Annotated in this window: 21 protein-coding genes and 3 riboswitches; of the genes, 4 read left to right on the forward strand and 17 right to left on the reverse strand. The window is 31.2% G+C overall.

What is annotated here, in order from left to right; genetic code table 11:
* Positions 1 to 114 precede the first annotated feature (114 nt).
* Positions 115 to 537, forward strand: a complete 423-nt coding sequence (locus ACTNBA_RS17105) for a hypothetical protein (protein ID WP_441075507.1) — start codon at positions 115 to 117, stop codon at positions 535 to 537.
* Positions 538 to 842: 305 nt separating this feature from the next.
* Positions 843 to 2270, forward strand: a complete 1428-nt coding sequence (locus ACTNBA_RS17110) for an alanine/glycine:cation symporter family protein (protein WP_441075550.1) — start codon at positions 843 to 845, stop codon at positions 2268 to 2270.
* Positions 2271 to 2420: 150 nt separating this feature from the next.
* On the opposite strand, the gene ACTNBA_RS17115 is transcribed toward ACTNBA_RS17110, so the two are convergent.
* Both ACTNBA_RS17115 and ACTNBA_RS17120 read right to left on the reverse strand, forming a co-directional pair.
* Entirely contained in the window at positions 2421 to 2987 is a 567-nt protein-coding gene (locus ACTNBA_RS17115; RefSeq protein ID WP_150844730.1) for a folate family ECF transporter S component, read from the reverse strand.
* 57 nt (positions 2988 to 3044) lie between these two features.
* Positions 3045 to 3140: riboswitch (THF riboswitch) on the reverse strand.
* A 131-nt stretch (positions 3141 to 3271) separates the two neighbouring features.
* Positions 3272 to 3415, reverse strand: a complete 144-nt coding sequence (locus ACTNBA_RS17120; RefSeq protein WP_156964350.1) for a hypothetical protein — start codon at positions 3413 to 3415, stop codon at positions 3272 to 3274.
* A gap of 194 nt (positions 3416 to 3609) precedes the next feature.
* Here ACTNBA_RS17120 and ACTNBA_RS17125 point away from each other — a divergent pair, with 194 nt between their 5' ends.
* A complete protein-coding gene (locus tag ACTNBA_RS17125; protein ID WP_441075508.1) occupies positions 3610 to 4536 on the forward strand; it encodes a DUF6414 family protein in 927 nt (308 codons plus the stop codon).
* Between the two features lie 186 nt (positions 4537 to 4722).
* Here ACTNBA_RS17125 and ACTNBA_RS17130 read toward each other — a convergent pair whose 3' ends face one another.
* Positions 4723 to 5577: a DegV family protein gene (locus ACTNBA_RS17130; protein WP_441075509.1), complete on the reverse strand. Its 855-nt coding sequence runs from the start codon at positions 5575 to 5577 to the stop codon at positions 4723 to 4725.
* 119 nt (positions 5578 to 5696) lie between these two features.
* Entirely contained in the window at positions 5697 to 7085 is a 1389-nt protein-coding gene (gene pdxR / locus ACTNBA_RS17135) for a MocR-like pyridoxine biosynthesis transcription factor PdxR (protein WP_441075510.1), read from the reverse strand.
* Positions 7086 to 7289: 204 nt separating this feature from the next.
* Between pdxR and ACTNBA_RS17140 the strand changes: the two genes are divergently transcribed.
* On the forward strand, positions 7290 to 8063 hold the full coding sequence (locus ACTNBA_RS17140; protein WP_441075511.1) for an ECF transporter S component: 774 nt from the start codon (positions 7290 to 7292) through the stop codon (positions 8061 to 8063).
* A gap of 135 nt (positions 8064 to 8198) precedes the next feature.
* Here the strand turns inward: ACTNBA_RS17140 and ACTNBA_RS17145 are convergent, their stop codons facing one another.
* From ACTNBA_RS17145 to ACTNBA_RS17205, 13 genes are all read right to left on the reverse strand, one after another.
* Positions 8199 to 8390, reverse strand: coding sequence for a hypothetical protein (locus ACTNBA_RS17145; RefSeq protein WP_441075512.1), 192 nt, complete (start codon positions 8388 to 8390; stop codon positions 8199 to 8201).
* A 28-nt stretch (positions 8391 to 8418) separates the two neighbouring features.
* Positions 8419 to 9408 carry an ABC transporter ATP-binding protein gene (locus tag ACTNBA_RS17150; protein WP_441075513.1) on the reverse strand — a complete coding sequence of 330 codons (990 nt, stop codon included), beginning with the start codon at positions 9406 to 9408 and terminating at the stop codon, positions 8419 to 8421.
* Entirely contained in the window at positions 9386 to 10408 is a 1023-nt protein-coding gene (locus tag ACTNBA_RS17155; RefSeq protein WP_150844737.1) for an oligopeptide/dipeptide ABC transporter ATP-binding protein, read from the reverse strand. Before ACTNBA_RS17155 ends, ACTNBA_RS17150 begins: the two co-directional genes overlap by 23 nt.
* Before the next feature lie 9 nt (positions 10409 to 10417).
* Positions 10418 to 11335 (reverse strand): oligopeptide ABC transporter permease, encoded by a 918-nt coding sequence (gene opp4C, locus ACTNBA_RS17160; protein ID WP_150844738.1) that lies wholly within the window; start codon positions 11333 to 11335, stop codon positions 10418 to 10420.
* A gap of 14 nt (positions 11336 to 11349) precedes the next feature.
* Positions 11350 to 12333, reverse strand: a complete 984-nt coding sequence (locus tag ACTNBA_RS17165; protein WP_346847534.1) for an ABC transporter permease — start codon at positions 12331 to 12333, stop codon at positions 11350 to 11352.
* A 77-nt stretch (positions 12334 to 12410) separates the two neighbouring features.
* Positions 12411 to 14138, reverse strand: a complete 1728-nt coding sequence (locus ACTNBA_RS17170; protein ID WP_441075514.1) for an ABC transporter substrate-binding protein — start codon at positions 14136 to 14138, stop codon at positions 12411 to 12413.
* A 511-nt stretch (positions 14139 to 14649) separates the two neighbouring features.
* On the reverse strand, positions 14650 to 15429 hold the full coding sequence (thiD, locus tag ACTNBA_RS17175) for a bifunctional hydroxymethylpyrimidine kinase/phosphomethylpyrimidine kinase (RefSeq protein ID WP_441075515.1): 780 nt from the start codon (positions 15427 to 15429) through the stop codon (positions 14650 to 14652).
* An 82-nt stretch (positions 15430 to 15511) separates the two neighbouring features.
* Positions 15512 to 16153: a thiamine phosphate synthase gene (gene thiE / locus ACTNBA_RS17180; protein ID WP_035133798.1), complete on the reverse strand. Its 642-nt coding sequence runs from the start codon at positions 16151 to 16153 to the stop codon at positions 15512 to 15514.
* Positions 16154 to 16225: 72 nt separating this feature from the next.
* Positions 16226 to 16334, reverse strand: a riboswitch (TPP riboswitch).
* Between the two features lie 261 nt (positions 16335 to 16595).
* Positions 16596 to 17057 (reverse strand): 6,7-dimethyl-8-ribityllumazine synthase, encoded by a 462-nt coding sequence (gene ribH / locus ACTNBA_RS17185; RefSeq protein WP_441075516.1) that lies wholly within the window; start codon positions 17055 to 17057, stop codon positions 16596 to 16598.
* 54 nt (positions 17058 to 17111) lie between these two features.
* Positions 17112 to 18314: a bifunctional 3,4-dihydroxy-2-butanone-4-phosphate synthase/GTP cyclohydrolase II gene (locus ACTNBA_RS17190; protein ID WP_441075517.1), complete on the reverse strand. Its 1203-nt coding sequence runs from the start codon at positions 18312 to 18314 to the stop codon at positions 17112 to 17114.
* A 27-nt stretch (positions 18315 to 18341) separates the two neighbouring features.
* Entirely contained in the window at positions 18342 to 18998 is a 657-nt protein-coding gene (locus ACTNBA_RS17195; protein WP_441075551.1) for a riboflavin synthase, read from the reverse strand.
* Complete coding sequence (gene ribD / locus ACTNBA_RS17200; protein ID WP_441075518.1) at positions 18983 to 20092, reverse strand: bifunctional diaminohydroxyphosphoribosylaminopyrimidine deaminase/5-amino-6-(5-phosphoribosylamino)uracil reductase RibD; 1110 nt, start codon at positions 20090 to 20092, stop codon at positions 18983 to 18985. Before ribD ends, ACTNBA_RS17195 begins: the two co-directional genes overlap by 16 nt.
* 333 nt (positions 20093 to 20425) lie before the next feature.
* Positions 20426 to 20541, reverse strand: a riboswitch (FMN riboswitch).
* Positions 20542 to 20732: 191 nt separating this feature from the next.
* The gene (locus ACTNBA_RS17205) at positions 20733 to 20963 is read right to left on the reverse strand and encodes a hypothetical protein (RefSeq protein WP_035133802.1); all 231 of its coding nucleotides are present in this window, start codon (positions 20961 to 20963) and stop codon (positions 20733 to 20735) included.
* Between the last annotated feature and the right edge of the window lie 187 nt (positions 20964 to 21150).

Raw genomic sequence — 21150 nt, forward strand, 5'->3', positions numbered from 1 at the left:
AGCTATAGGTGATTGAACTAATCCACAGCGTCTTATGTTAAGTATAGTAAAAATTATTATGAAAGGGAAAGTATAGTGAATTTTTACTATGAGTTCATTATACAAGGTGATCAAATGAATTTTTTCAACGAATCCTATGGAATTGACTTATTTTCATTATTTCTTATTCTAGTATCATCTATATTAAATTTATTTTCTATTACTCGTCTTTTAGCGGGAGTTATTTTATTTTATGCATTATACAGAGTTTTCTCAAGAAATGTTGAAAAGCGTGAGCAAGAACATAGAAAGTTTTGTATGTATGCCAATAGATTTTTAAGTAAATTTAATAAAGCAATTCCTAGCAACCTACCTGTGTTCCACTTTGGTGATTGTGTTCCTATTTTTAGTAATTTCAAAAGATGGTTTAATGAAAAGAAAAATTATAAAATAGTTAAATGTCCAAAGTGTGGACAAAAGCTTAGATTACCTAGAGGTAAAGGGAAAATTACTGTTACTTGTAAGCGATGTTTCTATGAGTTTAAAATGAAAAGCTAAAACCTAATACAATTCCACAGACTATCAGTATGAATTATGTACTGGTAGTTTTTTCTTAACATTTAACTTTTTTACATTTATCTTTAATTAAATTTAATTTTCAACAAATATTATTGATTTTCTTTGTAGTTCCATATAATATATAAATAATACGATAAATTATTCGGGAATTTTATTTCCTATAATTCTTGTATTTTAAGAATTATTGTAATTTTTCATAAACTTTTATAATTAAATAAAAAAATTAGATAAGGAGATGAGTTATGGATTTTTTAATTTCTACAAAAGATGTATTAATTAATTTTATGAATTTTTTAACTGACAAGGTTAACACTGTTAACACCTTTATGTGGTCTTACGTACTTATTGTTTTACTTATTGGAGTAGGAATCTACTTCTCATTTAGAACAAAGTTTGTTCAATTTAGATTTTTTAAAGAAATGTTTAGACTTTTAATGCCTAATGATCAAGATAATAAAGATGGAGTTTCATCCTTCCAAGCCTTTTGTATAAGTACAGCTTCTAGGGTTGGTACTGGTAATATTGCAGGTGTTGCCATGGCTGTGGCAGCTGGTGGTCCTGGTGCAGTATTTTGGATGTGGCTTATTGCTTTAATTGGAGGTGCTTCAAGCTTTGTAGAAAGTACCCTTGCTCAAATTTATAAAACTAAAGACAAGGATGGAAACTTTTTAGGGGGACCTGCCTACTACATTGAAAGAGGGCTAGGTAAGCGCTGGCTTGGTACAATTTTTGCCATCTTAACTACTTTATGCTTTGGACTAGTATTTAATGCAGCTCAATCTAATACAACAACTTTAGCATTTACAAATGCCTTTGGTATTAATCCTGTAATAATGGGTATACTTTTATCAGTTTTAACAGCCCTAGTAATCTTTGGTGGGGTTAAGAGAATTGCCAAGGTTTCAGAGGTTATAGTTCCAATCTTTGCAACTGCTTATATTTTAGTTGCAATTATAGTTATAGTCCTTAACTTCAAAACTATTCCTAGTATATTTGTATTAATATTTGAAAACGCTTTTGGTATAGAACAATTTGCAGCTGGTGGCCTTGGATTCACAATAATGCAAGGTATTAAAAGAGGACTGTTCTCTAATGAAGCCGGTATGGGTAGCGCACCTAATGCAGCAGCTACAGCAACAGTTTCTCACCCTGTAAAGCAAGGCCTTACTCAAACCCTAGGTGTTTTTACTGATACAATAGTAATCTGTTCATGTACAGCCTTCATTGTGTTAATTTCCGGTAATTATTCAGGCACTACTTTAACGGGTATTGAACTTACTCAAAGTGCACTTAGTTCACAAATTGGAGTCGTTATTGGAACTTATTTCTTGGCTATATGTACTTTCTTGTTTGCTTTTAGCTCTATAGTAGGTAACTATTACTACGGACAAACTAACATTGAGTTCATAAGTAATAATAAAGGGATACTTAATATATTTAGATCCTTTGTCGTTCTTACTGTATTTATTGGTTCCCAAGCTTCTATAGACTTGGTATGGAATCTAGCAGATTTATTCATGGCTTTCATGGCAGTTATAAATCTAATAGCTATATTATTCCTTGGAAAATATGCATTTGCTGCTCTTGATGACTATTCTCGTCAGAAAAAAGCTGGCAAAGACCCTATTTTTAAGTCATCAACAATTCCAGGGCTTAAAAATACTGAGGCTTGGAATGATAACAATGATATAGCTGACGAAGAAATAGGTTAATATAAATTTAAGACTCAATTAACTGTTTAATAGTTAATTGGGTCTTTTGGTTTAAATCTAACAATTAATATGTACTCTAATTATAAAAAATTAAAACCTTGATATTCTTTTAAGGGAATTTAAAAGAATATCAAGGTACATTTCTATATGTTATTTAAAACTTGGAACTCTTCTTGTCTTTTCAGCTGTTTTTAATACACTATATAAAACTATAGTTTCTATAGGTAACAGAATAAGACTTTTAACTATACGTACTGAGTAAGCTACAAATATTCCTTTTCCATACATAATGGATAACCATATTGGTGTAAGTACTAGGTTTATTACAATCATTATTACTAATCTAGTAATAAAAATTCGCTTTATACTTACAGGCTTTTTATATAATATTAAACCTGTTATAAAACCACCTAGGAATTCATTGAAAGTAAATCCAATGAAAAACGGACCATTAGGACGTATCATATACTTAATTACATCTGTAATTACTCCTACAAATCCAGTGGCAACAGGTCCATAAAACAAAGCACTTATTCCTACTGCAATAAAGGAAAATCCAATCTTAAGAATAGGGCTTAATTGAATAGATAATGATCCAAGAATAATGTTAATGGCTGCAATTAATGCTAGTCCAGTTAATGATGAAGTCTTTTTTAAATGTGCTGAGGACTCCTTTAATAAACTCAGCATGTCATCTTTTTTTTCTGAAAAAATCATAAAAAAACCTCCTTTTTATAATAGCTACATAAAAAAGGAGAATTCCTATTAATATGTAGCAGTGGGAATCGAAGTAAGTACCGCAAGTTTCCTTTTCGTCTGGTGACAATTCCCTGTTCACCCAGCACTTAACGCACGAACTTCTAATCTGCCTCATAATCATAGTATATCATACTTAAATTCTTTTTCACATATTTTTTTAAATTATATATACAAATATACAAATATTATCCACACAAATATATAAATATAGATTTAATTACTGAACCTAAATAAAGCCGAGATTAACTCTCGGCACTTTTGTTCTCATAGGCTATTAAAACTATTTTACTATTTTCATCCTTTGACATACTTTGTTCAAGATCAGTTAACCTTCTTCTTTCTTCATCTGTTACATTTGCAAATTTATATTCATTGAATGATTGCATAATATCACCTCCTGTGCAGATAGTATTAGCATTTGTATAAGAAATATGTGTACTTTGATTAACATTTTCTATAATTAATCTAAGTTCTATGGATAATTTTAACACTACTTATAAGCATATATTTTTCTCTCATATTCACATTAATATGAATTTATAATATATTAACTATATATCAATAATAGGATAGATATAAAATGCCAGCTGAATTATTTACACCAATATATCTAAATCAAGATGAAATTCAAAATCTATCCTCAATACTAATTGATGGATATTTCGAAAGTATAACCATCAAGCAAATTAGCGATAACACTGTTACAGGAAGATATCAACATAATAATAAAAGCCAATTCTCCAATGACTATAAAAATACCAAAGGTGATAAAGATGATAATACCGTCATAGGCAATAGCTGCTACAATTATGGTGATATTTTTAGATATTTAGAGGGTAGAAATTTTGATAGAAATGATGTAACTCTAAAAAGAGTATATGCTTCTTTTAGCTATTACAATAATTTAAGAAATAAAATGAATACCTTGGGGATTATAAAATATATTAATAATTCAAGCCCTTCAATTAATAATATTTATTCTGGAGATTACGTAGATTTAACAGGATGTTTACAAGTTAATACCATTTCTAACTGCATAGATAACTGCATATTTATATTAAGCAATTATGGAACTTCACATTTGGATAATCTATTTGATACTAAACATATCGGCCCATTAACCTATACAATGATATGTGAATTACTAAAAACCATACAGAAAGAATTAAATAAAGGAGCTACCTTTGATATAATAATTAACTGCTTAGGAGTTAACTGTGTTTTACCTATAAATTCCACATATACATCGAAACATTCTTATATATATGATGATGCCTCTTGCGATTGTTGTATACTTGGTAAAGTATCCAAGGTGGCTTACACTCCTTCTGAAAGTATTGGAATGCTTAGAAAAACAGGCTTAGATCCCTACTATACAAAACTTCTTAATTCTTTCATTCCATATTTTCACTTCTTAAACAATAATGGTTTTTTAATTCCCGGGGAATTTATAACTAGTATAAATGGTCCTGCCCTCGAAATCATTCCATTAAGTATTTGCATGTAAAAGCGTCATATTACTATAAGTAGAGTTCTTAATGTTTTGATGACATTATTAAATTTCTTATACTTTTAGTCCTTACAAATTATTATCATTTATAATAAATATGGTAGTATTTCACGCTATAGGCACTAATTGTATAAACGTTACTTAAATAAAATCTCATGAGTTTATACCCATGAGATTTTTTTGTTACTTTTTCTTTATATAAAATATAGCTATGGCACCTGCCCCTGAATGTGTACCAACTGCTGTACCAATTTCATTGATAAGTATTTTATTTATACCTAGTTCAGCTTCTATTAACTTAACTGTTTGATTGGCAGCTTCTAAATCATTTGCATGAGAAACAACTATATCATATTGAGGATCTAACTCTCTAGTATTCATTATATCTATTACATGCTTTAAAGCCTTATTCCTACCTCTCGCCTTTCCACAAGGTTCAAGAGCCCCATCTTTCACTGTTATAATTGGCTTAATTCCAAGAACATGACTTACAATAGCTTTTCCTGTAGATATTCTTCCTCCCCGTTTTAACATGTCTACAGTTTCCATTACAATTAAAGTTTCTAATCTTCCTACTAAGTCATTTATTTCATCTAAAATTTTATCTACCGTATATCCTTTATCTCTCATGTCTGCTGCTACAGTAACTAAATATCCAAAGCCCCCAGATGCTACAAGTGTATCTACAACAAAAATATTTTCACTACCCTCTTCTAAATGCATCTTTGCTATATTAGCTGAGCTATTTGTACCAGATAATTTGCTAGAACAAGTAAGACAAATAACCTTATTCCCACATTCTAATTCTTTCTTAAAAAATTCTTGAAACTCATAAGGAGTAACTTGTGAAGTTTTAACTGTAGTTTCTTTATGCTTTATAGCTTCATAAAATTCCTTATTTGATAAATCTATCTTGTCCTTATATACATGTCCATTTAAATCAACTAACAGTGATAGAAATTCTATACTTCTCTCTCTCATAAATTCTGCAGTTAAATCTACAGAACTATCACATACTATTGTTATATTATTTTTCATGATATACCCTCCTGAATACACTTTAATAATAAAAGTGTATTCGGATTATATCATCTATTACTTCTCAATACAACAAAAACTCAAAAAAATTATGAGCATAATTATCATGTAATTTATGGCTATTTTTTCTTGAAGAATTCTTTTTTTAATAATCTTAAAGCGTCTTGAAAATTTTCTTCAGCAACTCCCGAGCAAGATAGCAATAATCTAGGATAATCATTCTCTTCTTCTGCTTCAAAGGTACGTAGTAAGACACCTACATCTGCACCTCGTTTTGCTAGTTCTTCTGAAGATAAACTACTTTTTACTTCTAGTTGTACTAAAAATCCCCCTGAACCTGGTATAGCTGTTGCTTTCTCTTCAAATACATTATTTATTGCTGTACAGAGTTGTTGACTTTTAGCCATATACAACTTTCTAGCTTTCCTAATTTGTCTTCCAAGATGACCATCACTAATAAATTTACCTAAAGCAATTTGTTCAGTTTTTGATGCTGTTTGATTGTATACTCGCCCTCTTCTTTCATATACTTCTGTTAATTCTTTAGATAGTACCATAAAACTAATTCTTAAGGACGGCATTAATAATCGTGAAAATGTTCCCATATATACTACCTTATCTCCTCCATCTAACCCTTGTAGAGACGGTACTGGACGAGTATAATATCTGAACTCACTATCATAATCATCTTCAATTATTAAACAATCTTCTCTTTGTGCAAAGGCTAATAATGCTAATCTAATTTGTATTGGCATTACATCACCCCAGGGCGTTATATGAGAAGGTGATGTATAAATCATTTTAATTTTATCCTCCTTAAATTTAGATAAATCTCTATTAATATTCTTATAGGTTAAAGTTTTAAACCCTCTATCTTCAAATACAGCCTGTCCCTGTTCAAAACTAGCTCCTGTAAAAGATATAGGCGATCTAACTCCTGTTAATGAACACAATATTTGTAATAAACTTTGCACACCTGCTCCAACTACTATCTGCTCCGGAGTACAAATCACTCTCCTTCTATCAGCTACGTACTTGGATAACGCTACTCTTAAATCATATTCTCCTTGTGGATCACCATAAGATAAAAGCCTTTCTTCATTACGAAGTGCACTCTTTATGTATCTACTCCACAAATCGAAATCAAAACTCTTATAATCCACTGCATAGGTAGCAAAGTCATATAATGGTTGGCTTTGTATTATGTATTTATTATGTTGTAATTTTTCTACCTTTTGGATATCTTTATAATCTAATTCACTTACAAAAAAGCCACTTCCAGGCCGAGATGTAATATAACCTTCAGCTACTAACTGCAAATAAGCAGCTTCAACCGTTGTCCGACTTATCATTCGCTCTTTTGCACATCTACGTATAGACGGAAGCTTACTTTCAGCCTTTAGAGTTCCTGTGGAAATCAGGTTTTTATAATGATTATATAGCTGAATATATAATGGTGTATTTGGTGAATCCTTTGGGTTAATTATATCTCTTTTAGCTTCATTCATAAAATTCTCCTTCAACTGTCCCTATTAAAATTATGCATTTTGTGTATTTCAACAATGACAAACCCAATGTATATTATATATAAAGACACCAAAATATTCAATTAATTCTATAAGAAGATAATAATTTCACATTACTTATTTTCTAAGTTTGTTATTATACAAATTATTTATAATAATTTAAATCAATAGTATGGAGGTATATTAATGGAAACTAAAACACACTCTAAAATTTCTACTCGTACCATGGTTCTAATTGGACTTTTTGCTGCTTTATGCTACGTGGCATTATTTTTTAAGATTCCTATTCCCTCTCCTGTAGGAAATCCATTCTTGCATATGGGAAATATGTTTGTTATATTAGCAGCATTATTGTTCACCGGTACCATTGGTGGTCTTTCTGGCTCTATAGGAATGGGCTTATTTGACTTAATGAACGGTTATGCATCAAGCGTTCCTAAAACTGTGATTTTGAAATTTGGTATTGGAGCAATTGTAGGATGTGTTGCTACAAGAGGGAAAAATAAAAATGCAAAGTCACCTATAAAGTGGATAAGCATTGCTTCTGGAATTTTAATCCTAATTAGTATAGTGCTTTTCTTTACTGCTACTTCTTTAGGCAATGAAATTGTAGTAACAGGTATCGAGAAAAAACTAGTAATTAATCCGGTATTATATATTTTTTCTCTTATTCTTGGGTTAGGCTTAGCTTTGGTATGTACTTTTGCAAAAAAATTATCTATTGAAATTCAATATGCAGTATTAGGTGCTGTAGCTGGTATAGCCTTTAATTTAGTTGGTGAGTTTTTATTTGGAGTATTTAAATTACTTCTTGTTGGAAGTGGATTCCTACCGGCAATATTAAGTTCTGCTGTGAGTTTACCTGCAACACTTATAAATGGCTCCTTCTCAATCTTTGTAGCTGTTGCCCTATATGTTCCATTATCTAAATCACTTTCAAATAAAAAAGTTAATTTGTAATTTGCTAACCAATAATTTCACATATGGACTCTGGTATTTGATTATCAGGGTTCTTTTTTGTTATATAAATAACAAAATAGTCAAGGCCTATACTAAGCCTTGACTATATTATAGAGTAGATGGGGATTATTCATACTACCTATAAAACATGATAAATATTATAAGTGCAATTACTGCAAATACAATCAATAAAACTGGGACAATCACCGATGCTGTTGCTAAAACTAGGGCTAGTAAATCATTTTTCTCTAACTCTACTTTACCAATCATCTCTGGATTTACTTCTCTTTTCTTAAATACTACTTTATATGCATCTTTCATCTTCATAGCATATCATCTCCTTTTATGTCCTTTACTATATCTCTCCTGCAAAATGACAAGCACAGAAGTGTCCCTTTTCTATTTCTCTAGTTTCTGGTACCTGTTCCTTACATATCTCCTTAGCAAAAGGGCATCTAGTATTAAACTTACAACCCTTAGGCAGGCTAACATTACTTGGAATTTCACCTTTTATTATACTCATATCACTTTTATAATCTGGATTTGCTACAGGTATAGCTGCTAGCAATGCCCTTGTATATGGATGTATTGGATTATTATATAAATCTTCCTTATCTGCTAGCTCTACTATAGAACCTAGATACATTACTCCAACTCTATCGCTAATATGCTTTACTACACTTAGGTCATGGGATATAAATAAATATGCCAATCCCATTTTTTCTTGTAAATCCATCATAAGATTAAGTATCTGTGATTGAATAGAAACGTCAAGAGCTGATACTGGTTCATCACATACTACAAATTTGGGTTGTAATGCTAAGGCTCTTGCTATTCCTATACGTTGTCTTTGTCCACCAGAAAACTGGTGAGGATATCTATATATATGGTATGGAGAAAGTCCACACTGTTCAACTATTTCTAATACTCTTTTATTAAGTTCTTCACCTTTCTTATATAGCTTATGCTCTACTAAAGCTTCACTAACAATTGAATGTACATTCAGTCTTGGATTTAAAGAACTATATGGATCTTGAAATATAATTTGCATATCCTGTCTTAAAGGTTTCATCTTTTTTTCATTATATTTTACAATATTTTGATCTCTATATAGAATTTCTCCTCCAGTTGGTTCATAGAGCTTTATTAATGTTCTACCTAATGTAGATTTTCCACATCCTGATTCTCCAACTAACCCTAAAGTCTCCCCTTCATATATTTCAAAGGAAACATTGTCCACAGCTTTTACACAGAGTTTCTCTCCAGTGGCAGATTTGCCCTTAACCGGGAAATATTTTTTAAGATTTCTTATTTCAATAATCTTATTTCTTTCCTTTTCCATCATGGATTCCCTCCTCTTTATGATGTTTCTCATCTATTGCTTCATTATATAGGAAGCATCTTACCTGATGTTCATCTGAAATATTAGTTATAGCAGGCATCTTGCATTTACATTCAGCCTTTGCAAATTCACATCTTGGTTCAAAATAACATCCCTCAGGAAGGTGAAATGGATTTGGTACTACTCCATCTATAGAGTATAATCTTTCCTTATCTTGATCTAGACTTGGTATTGATGCTAAAAGTCCCTTAGTATAAGGATGCTTTGGATTATCAAAAAGTTCTTTAATTGGAGCTGATTCAACTACTTTTCCAGAATACATAACAATTACATGATCTGCCATTTGAGCTATTACTCCTAAATCATGGGTAATTAGCATTATAGCTGTATTGGTTTTTTCCTTTAAATCATTCATTAGTGTTAGTATCTGAGCTTGTATTGTTACATCAAGAGCAGTAGTAGGCTCATCAGCAATTAGTAATTTTGGCCTACATGCAAGAGCCATAGCTATCATAACTCTTTGACGCATTCCACCACTTAATTGATGTGGATAATCTCTTGCCACTTGCTCTGGCCTTGGTATTCCAACAAAGGCGAGCATATCAATAGCAATTTTCCTTGCTTCCTTTTTATCTAACCCTTGGTGAAGCATTACTGCTTCCATTATCTGATCTTCTATTCTAAATACAGGATTTAAAGAAGTCATAGGCTCCTGGAATATCATAGATATATCATTTCCTCTAACTTTTCTTATATCCTTATCCTCCATGGGTACTATATCCTTACTATCAAATTTAATAGTCCCATCTACAATCTTACCTGGTTTATCTATAAGCTTTAAAATAGACATTGATGTTATACTTTTACCACAACCAGATTCTCCAACTATACCAAGAGTTTTTCCTGGTTCTACATCAAAGGAAACTCCATCTACAGCTTTTACAATACCATTATCTGTATAAAAATATGTTTTTAAATCTCTTACTTCTAATAAATTTTCCATATATCACACCTACCTTATCTCTTTTGGATCAAAGGCATCTCTTAAGCCCTCACCAAGAAGATTTATACTAACAACGGTTAATATGATTAAAATTCCAGGCGGTATCCAAAGCCATGGATTATTCGTAAATATAAATGAGTCTCTAGCTCTTTCAATCATATTTCCCCAGGTTGGTGTTGGTGGAATTACTCCTAATCCTAGGAAAGAAAGTCCTGCCTCTGTTAAAATTGCACCTGCCATTCCAAGAGTAGCATTAACTATGATATATGCAAGGGTATTAGGTAAAAGATGTCTTACTATCTTAGATCTATTAGATATACCTAATGCCTTTGTAGCTACTATAAAATCTTGTTCTCTAAGAGATAAAATTTGTCCCCTAACCATTCTAGCAAGACCTGGCCAAGATATTATGGCAAGAATAAACATAACCACATACATCTTCTGGGTACTACTTACCCTCCACATCAATGCAAAGGACAAGGATATCATTAATGGCATAAATGGAAGTGAGCTAACTACTTCTGTAAAACGCATAAGAATGTTATCTACCCATCCACCATAGTATCCTGCAATTCCACCTATAGTAGCACCAATGAGTACGGTTATACCTGCAGTGACAACTCCAATAAACATAGATATCCTTCCACCATAAAATACTCTCATAAGTACATCTCTACCCTGTTCATCAGTTCCAAGCCAATGCTTTGCTGATGGCGGTTTAACTTTATTAACAAGTTCAAACTCATTTAAATTATAAGGTGATATTATAGGAACTAATATTACTAGTAAAACTATAATCCCAAATACTATACCACCTGCAAGAGCTATTTTATTCTTTCTAAATCGCTCCCATGCAACCCTCCATGGTCCCATAGCTTGAAGGTCTTGTTTCTTTTTTTCAGCCTTAGCCTTTTTTACTTCTAACATAATAAACTAACCTCCTATTCTACTTTTACTCTAGGATCTACCAATGCATAGGACATATCTGATACCAGATTTCCTAAAACCATTAGGACTGCATAGAATGTATTAGCTGCCATTACAACCCAAATATCTCTGCCCATAACTGATGTATATAGTATATTTCCAATTCCTGGCCAAAGAAGTACTGTTTCTAATAATATTGCTCCTCCAAAGAGAGATGGAATATACATTCCTACAAGAGTTACTATTGGTATTAATGCATTTCTAAAGGCATGACGATAAATAACTACCTTCTCTTTTAATCCTTTAGAACGTGCTGTTCTAATATAATCTTGATTAATTACTTCAATAACACTATTTCTAACGTATCTTATAAGTCCAGCCAGACTTAAAATAGTTAAAATTATTACTGGTAAAATCATATGTTTAGCTACGTCTATTACTTCAGCCATGAAGCTATCATAACCAACAGCTGCCATTACTGGAGTTCTCATACCATTAAGTGGTATTGCTCCATTACTCGGTACTGCTATAAAGAAAATCATAAGTAGTGCAAAGAAAAATGAAGGCATTCCTACTCCAACTAAAGAAAACACAGTCCAAAAATTATCAAATACTCCATATTTCTTTACTGCAGATTTTATTCCTACTGGAATTGCAATTGCAAAGGCCAATACCATAGATACTATATTTAATATAAATGTATTCCAAATGTAATCTCCTATAACATCACTTACAGGTTTTCTAAATTTTAATGAAGAACCAAAATCTCCTTTTAAAGTTCTTCCCAACCAATTAAAATATTGTGTAACAGGTCCTTTATCTAATCCTAATTGCTCTCTAATCATTTGTTGCTGCTCTGGAGTAGTCTTAGAACCTTGTCCTAAATATGCACTAACTGGATCTCCAGGCATTAGTTGTAATAATATAAATAATATTATTGTTATTATTAGCATAACTGGGATTAAATTGAGTAATCTTTTGCCTAAAAACTTTAACATTTCATCACCCCTAAACTTATTTTAATAACGCCCTGCAATTTTATACAGGGCGCCAATAGCCTATATGAAATTTAAAATTATTCTTCTATATAAGCATGTCTTAATGCTTTTACCCAATCACAGAATGGGCTTGTTTCTAGGCCTTTTATTTTCTTGTTATACATGTCAAAATAAGTATTTGCATATACAGGAACTATAGGTGCATCCTCATTAAGGATTTTAGCTATTTTATTATAATAAGGTTTTGCTTCTTCCTTATCTACAATACTCTTAGCTTCATCTAACAACTTGTCAACTTCTGGATTACTATATCTAGCTGTATTATCTTTACCAGTACCAATATAATCTGAGTGAATTTCAGAATATAAGCTATCTGGATCTGGGGTAGTTATAGATGTTGCCATGAAGTATATACTCCATTTATCTACGTTTTCATCAGAGTTATAGATAACGTAATCTAATAATGTATTAAACTCAAGATATGCTATATTAAGTTTAATTTTTAAACCTTCGCCCCAGTCTCTTTGCCACATTGGAATAAGAGTGTTTAAAATATCGTGTTCTGGCATAGCAGCTACATTAAGCTCCATAACCTTTCCATCCTTTTCACGGTATCCACTTGAACCAACCTTCCAGCCTGCTTCGTCTAATAAAGACTTAGCTTTTTCTAAATCAAAGTCATACTCTGTCATTTCACTAACTAATTTATCATCAATACCCCAAGAAACTTGAGAGAATGGGTGATATTGAACTGATGCAAGTACATCTCCAGTTGCCTCATCTTTATAATAGCTATTTACAAATTCTTTAATATTAAAGCCATAATATAATGCTTGACGTACTTTTTTATCAGCTGTTGGACCTGATTCACAGTTAAATTTAGTGTAACCATATCCACTTCTATCATAACTATTGAAAGTCATAAAATCCTTAGACTTAGCTTCATTTATTTTCTCTGGTTCAATAACTCCTGGAAGTAAATCTACCTCTTGAGATGTCAATTCAACTATATCAGTAGTTTGATCAACAAATTTACATACTATATTTTCAATATAATATCCTTCACCATAATAGTTTGGATTTCTTTTTAGAGATACAAATTCTTTTTCCTGGAATTTCTCTAAAGTATATGGACCTGAGCCAATTGGTTTTGTTGTTATAGCTTCTATAGATGATGTATCTCCAACCTTCCAATTTGCACCATAATAATGTTCTGGCATGATTGCCATATTACAGTTAGCAAGATTTGTTCTTAGTGGCTCAGCAAAACTAAATTTAACTGTATACTCATCTACAGCAACTACCCCTTTGAACTCTTCAGTCTTACCCTTTGAATATTCCTTATATCCAGCTAAATCTTTAACAACAGATCCATATCTACCAGTATAAGATTTGTCTGATAAAAATTGATAAGTGAAAACAACGTCATCTGCTGTTACCTTTTCACCATCAGAGAAAGTCATATCCTTCTTCAATTTGAAGGTTATTTCCTTGGCATCGTCTGAAAATTCCCAACTTTCAGCTGCTGATGGTTGATATTCTCCATTAACATCCATTGTAATAAGTGAATCAAATATCATGTCAATTATAGTAGCATCATAGGCAGATGAATAATATCCTGGGTTAAAGTTACCAGACGCCTCTGTTATTCCAGCAACTAAAGTACCCCCAATTTTCTTCTCTGCTTCTTCAGTTTTTGGTGTATCCTTTGATGTGTCTTCTTTTTTCTCTTTATCACCACATCCAACTAATGAAAAAGCTAAAATACTTGACAACATCAAGGCCATTAATTTTCTTTTCTTCAAAATCTATTCCCCCTTAAAATAATTAAGTTATAAATAAATACAAAAATATATTTTAAAAATATATACTTGTATAAATTCCTATCCCCCATAGTTAATACAATTTTAAATTTGATTTAGCTTTTAATTAAGCTGATTATTGCATTTTTATGTCATGTATTTAATTTCATATATTGTATGTTTATTACTATTAAATATATATATTACAGTTTTGTAAATTCATTATCCTAATAATACATATATTTTTTACTTTTGTAAATACCTTTTTGGAAATTTTCAGAATTTTCTTTATATTGTTTAGGATTTAAAAATATTCGGTATTCTAATATTTCGTTAAATACAATACTTTCATAATATTATATATATGGAATTTACATACAGTATTTTCATCTTCGTAAAAAAATAAGAGACTGTTTTTTTAAACAGTCTCTACCTTTACATATTATTCATATATTAAAACTTTATATTTATTGTAAATTAGCTGAAACAACTTAATAAGTATACATTACTACTATTACAAATTCCAACAGTGATTTAGAGGTCCATTACCTTTTCCAATATTTAAATTATCCCTTAAAGCACCGGTTATATATTTTTTTGCCCTTAAAATGCTTTCATCTATGCCGTAACCTGCTGCTAAATTACAAGCTATGGAAGATGATAAGGTGCAACCTGTTCCATGGGTATTTGAATTATCTATTTTCTCTTCATAATACCAAGTTATTTTCCCATTTTTATATAATAAATCGTCAGCACAATTTTCCAAGTGACCTCCTTTAATAAGAATTTTTCCTTTATACTCCTTTGAAATTTTTTCTGCTGCTTTTATCATATTTTCTTTACTTAAAATTTTAAATCCACAAATACATTCTGCTTCAGGAATATTAGGAGTAATCACATCAGCTATAGGTAAAAGTTTTGTAATCAACGCTTCCATGGCATCCTCTGAAAGAAGTCTACTTCCACTGGTAGATATCATAACTGGATCAACTACAATATTTTTAGCCTTATATTCTAATAATCTTTCAACAATCTCTTGAATAATCTCCTTAGAGGATACCATTCCTATCTTAATGGCATCTGGGAAAATATCTTTCATAATGCAATGGATTTCTTTATTTAAGAACTCTCTTGATATATTTAAAACCTCATAAACTCCAGTGGTATTTTGTGCTGTTAAAGCTGTTATAGCACTCATTGCATACATTTTATGGGCTACGATAGTTTTTATATCTGCTTGTATTCCAGCTCCTCCACTGCAATCCGATCCTGCTATTGTAAGTATCTTTTTCATTATAAATCAATCCCCTCTATCAATGTATATATTATATAAAGTATTTTCCATCTAAAATACACACCTATTTCCCATGTCTAATCTATTGAGTTAGCATACATTCAGTTAACTCTAACATTTGTTTTGTTGCTAATAGCACATCTTCTTTAGAAAATATTGAAGACACTAAAGCAACTCCATGTATTCCTAAGCCTTTTAGGTTCATAATATTATTCTCATCTATACCTCCAATAGCCACCACTGGTATAGTTACAGATTTGCATATATTTTTAATGGTTTCAAAGGTTATTACTCTAGTATCTAATTTAGTTGAAGTTGAAAAAGCTGCTCCAACTCCAATATAACTTGCCCCATCTTTTTCTGCTTTAATAGCTTGTTCCACAGTTTTTGCTGTAACTCCTAAAATTTTATCTTTACCTATCAGCTTTTTCACTTCTGCTGCATCCATATCACTTTGACCTATATGAACCCCAGATGCATCAATACTTATAGCTATTTCCACATTATCATTAATAATTAAAGGAATATTATATTTATCTGTAATCTTCTTTATCTCTTTTCCTTCCTTTAGAAATTCATCATAGGATAAATTTTTTTCTCTTAGTTGAATTAATGTAGCTCCTCCTTGTAAAGTTTTTTCGATTTCTTCAGTAAATAATTTTCCATCTAACCAACTTCTATCCGTTACTACATATAACTTCATTTGACTTTTACTTATACTCATTTCATACACTTCCTTAACAGAATTTTGTAGAATCTAAAAAAATATGGGACATACCAAATAGTATGTCCCATTAATATTTTTAATGTAATTCCCTACGTTGGCATTATCCAAATCAGGTTATAGGTCGAAGCTACTTTTTGCTTCCTCTCAGCCTGTTATACAAGCTCCCTAAATATTTAATTTCTTAAAGCATAGCATTGATTACATCTTTTGTCAATTTTCTCTGCTTTCTGTGTAATTTAATTACACCCTTTAGACGAGAAATCATCTGAACCCCGCATGAATAAAACAACTATTTAAATAGTTAAATATTTAAATAGTTATATATATAACTATTTCCCTATAAAAATATATAGCTATTTATATATTTTTATAGGGAATTTTATCATATACTGACTATTAAATTAAAAATTTTATTATATTTTCATAATCAAACTTTTAATTAGAAACTTTTTAATAAATTTGCCATTTCTATAGCTGTTACTGCTGCATCGTAGCCCTTATTACCTGCTTTAGTTCCGGCTCTTTCTATAGCCTGTTCTATAGTGTCCGTTGTTAAAACTCCAAAAATAACTGGTTTCTCTGTACTAAGAGATACTGATGCTATTCCTTTTGAAGCTTCAGCACAAACGTAATCGAAATGTGGTGTAGAGCCCTTAATAACTGCTCCAAGACATATAATTGCATCATAATTTTCATTTTTAGCCATTTTTTTTGCTACAAGTGGTAATTCAAAAGCTCCTGGCACCCATGCCACTTCAATATTATCTTCTTCTACTCCATGTCTTTTAAGTCCATCAATGGCTCCACCTAAAAGTTTAGATACAATAAACTCATTAAATCTTCCTACTACTATCCCAACTCTTAATCCTTGCGCAACTAAATTTCCTTCAAATATTTTCATCATTATTCCTCCTAGATTATATTATAATTTATACTAAATCATTGATTTAGAGTATTACTGGTAACTAAGTATGTGGTCCATTTTATTTTGTTTAGTTTTTAAATAAAATTCATTATCTTTATTGTAATTGATTTGGATTGGGACTCTCTCTACCACCTCAATATCATATCCATCTAATCCTTTAATTTTCTTGGGATTATTAGTCATAAGTCTAAGTTTTTTAGCTCCTAACTCTCTAAGAATTTGAGCTCCTATTCCATAATCTCTAAGGTCTGCTGGAAATCCAAGTTTAATATTTGCCTCTACTGTATCATATCCATGGTCTTGTAAATCGTAGGCCTTTAATTTATTTATAAGTCCTATGCCTCTTCCCTCTTGTCGCATATATAAAAGTATCCCGCAACCTTCTTCTTCAATTCTCCTTAAAGCTTCTGCCAATTGCTCTCCACAATCACATCTATTAGATCCAAGGACGTCTCCTGTTAAGCATTCAGAATGAAGTCTTGTTAGAATTGGTTTATTCTCATCAATTTCTCCTTTAACTAATGCCACATGATGTTCTCCATTCAATTTATTAATAAAACCATACATTTTAAAATTACCGTATTTTGTAGGCATATCTACTACTGCTGCCATTTCCACTAATACTTCTGTCTTTCTTCTATATCTTACTAAATCTGCTATAGTTATTACTTTAATATTATGTAGTTTACCGAATTCTAAAAGTTCCTCAGTTCTAGCCATAGTTCCATCTTCACTCATAATTTCACAAATTACTCCTGCTGGCTTTAAGCCTGCCATTTTGGCTAAATCCACTGCTGCCTCAGTATGTCCTACTCTTTTTAATACACCTCCATCTCTAGCTTGTAGAGGAAATATATGCCCTGGTCTTCTAAAGTCTTTTCCTATGCTATCTTCATCTAAAATCTTCTGAATAGTTAAAGCTCTCTCGTAGGCAGATATTCCTGTAGTTGTACTAATATGATCTACGGATACTGTAAATGCAGTTTCATGATTATCTGTATTTTTTTCAACCATGGGCTCAATTTTTAAATCTCTAAGTCTTTCTCCCTCCAATGGCATACATATAAGACCTCTCCCAAACTTAGCCATAAAATTTATAGCTTCTGGAGTAACCTTTTCAGCAGCCATTAATAAATCTCCCTCATTTTCTCTATCGGGATCATCAATAACTATAACCATCTTCCCTTCTTTAATATCCTTAATTGCTTCTTCAATCGTGTAAAATTCTGACATGTTTAACCCTCCCTATTTTATTTAATCTTATAAGAATCCATTTTCTTTAAGAAAGTCTTCATTAATGGAATCTTTTTTTTCTATTTTTTTATCACTTTGAAATGTTAAAAGTTTTTCTACATATTTACCTATAACATCACATTCAAGATTTACAGTATCTTCAATGGTTTTAGATAATAATATAGTTTCTTTTCCAGTATGTGGAATTATAGATACTTTAAATACCTTATTATCTACATAGGCCACAGTAAGACTTATTCCATCAATGGCAATAGAACCTTTTTCAACTATATACTGTAAAATGTTTTCCTTAGCCCCTATGGTAACCCATATTGCATTATCTTCCTTTTCCAGGGAAACAATTTTCCCAACGCCATCTATATGTCCACTTACTATATGTCCTCCAAATCTTCCTTTAGCACTTAAGGCTCTTTCTAAATTTACTTTGCTTCCAACCTTTAGTTCCCCTAAATTACTTCTTCTTAAAGTTTCAGCCATAACATCAGCATCAAATATATTTCCATATATATTTGTTACTGTTAAGCATACTCCATTGGTACAAATACTATGTCCTAACTTTACATCCTCAATAACTTTATTAGCTTTAATTGAAAGTATGGAAGATTTTTCTCCCTTTTTTATTCCTCTAATTTCTCCTACCTCTTCAACTATTCCTGTAAACAAGGCTTCCATCTCTCCTTCATGTATCCTTCTATTAAAATATCTTCTCCTATAGTACCTACCCTTATACTCTCTACTCCATAGGCTTCTTCTAGAACTTTTATTCCTATTCCCTCTACTGGAGTTTTAGACCTTTCTCCTCCAATAAATTTTGGTGCAATGTAAATTTGAGTTTTATCTACTATTCCAGCTTTTAGGGCTTCGAAGTTTAAGGTTCCCCCTCCTTCAAGAAGAATACTATCAATGTTCATTTCTCCTAAAGTCTCCATTAATATCTCCAAATTAACTTTTCCCTCTTTAGAAGGAATGACCACCACCTCTACACCCCTCTCAGTGTAAATAGATATTTTTTCCTTTGAAGCTTTTTCCGTAGTTACTATAATAGTTCTTGCCTTCTTATCCTCTATAACTTTAGAATTTAAAGGAATTCTAAGAGAGCTATCTAAAATTATTCTTATAGGGCTTTTCCCTCCTAGTACCCTACAAGTCAACTCTGGATTATCCTTAATAACCGTATTAGCTCCAACCATTATTCCCATAAGGTCATTTCTCAAATTATGCACATTTTTTCTTGAAGCTTCTCCAGTTATCCACTTTGATTCCCCATATTGAGTAGCTATCTTACCATCTAGTGACATGGCAGTTTTCATGATTACGAAGGGTTTCTTTGTAGAAATGTACTTCATAAATATTTCATTTAAAGCAATACATTCCTTTTCTAAAACACCTATATCTACAATTATTCCAGAGTCTCTAAGTTTTTCAACTCCTCTCCCCGCCACTAATGGGTTTGGATCTAAAGCTCCAATTACTACTCTCTTTATTTTTTTCTCTATGATTTTATCTACACAAGGTGGTGTTTTTCCATGATGAGAACAGGGCTCTAAGGTCACATAAAGAGTTGCTCCCAAAGTATCTTCTTTAGCATCTTTAAAAGCATTAACCTCCGCATGGTTATGTCCATAGACCTGATGATATCCTTCACCAATAATAGTTCCATTTTTAACAATTACAGCACCTACCATTGGATTAGGATTAACACTTCCCCGTCCCTTCTCTGCTAATGTCAAAGCCAATCTCATATAATTTTCATCCATTAAAATCACATCCTTATTTAAATAAAATAAAAGCCCCAAGTATAATACCCTGGGGCTAAATTTTTATTCATATTTCTAGTAAATTTTAGTTTATTTTATAATTAATATTAAAAATTTAATATTAATCGTAAAAAAAATCTCTGAAATATATATATATTTCAGAGCACATAAACTAACAATTATAGTTATATTAACAGAGTTCTTAGCTTCTCTGAAGCTTTAGAAATCGTTATCCAGGGACGTAATAGCTCTTAATTCCCACTTTAGAGAAAATAGGAATATTAGAGCTGGTAGTCATCGGATAAAATAACTATAGTAATTACTATACTTACAAATAATTTTCTCACATCCAGACTTTACTGTCGGCCTTGGAATCTCACCAAGTCATGCCAAATTGGCTCGCGGGCTATACCGCCGGTAGGGAATTTCACCCTGCCCCGAAAATTGTTATTAACTTGTCAAACTTATAATATCATCTTACATAAATAATTTCAATATATTCTTACAAATCTTTTTAATTAACATTTTATAAACGATATTTAGTGTTATTTATCCAATAATATTTCTCAGAAAATAAACCAGAGATATTGTAATATCCCTGGTTTAATTCATTAAATATTTTCTTATTTAATTTAAACTACTACATATTCAATAAACTTAATATTTCTTGAACAGCTTGCTTAGCTTCTCTAGGTAATTTTTCTATTGCTGCATCTTGAGCCTTTGGATCATTGATCTGGGCTATCCTAATTATCTCTTGTTGTAGTCCTGGTATATTATTTACTACATTGGCTGCATTATTAAATCTAGCTGCAAAATTAGGGTCCTTCATTTTTCCCTTAATCTTAGTTATTAGCTCATAAGGATTCATTAAACTTTCCTCCACCCTCGAAATAATTCATTATAATTACATAATATTCAATAGTTGCTTAAAAGTTCTTATCTTATATTTCTTTAATTATAGTTTTAGCACTTTTAATAATTACAACCTTAGCTTTATAAGGCTCTATATACTTAAAAATTTAATAATCATATTTTACTTATTATATATATTATAA

Origin of the sequence: Clostridium sulfidigenes (assembly GCF_052067195.1) — a bacterium.
Classification (GTDB): Bacteria; Bacillota; Clostridia; order Clostridiales; family Clostridiaceae; genus Clostridium_J; species Clostridium_J sulfidigenes.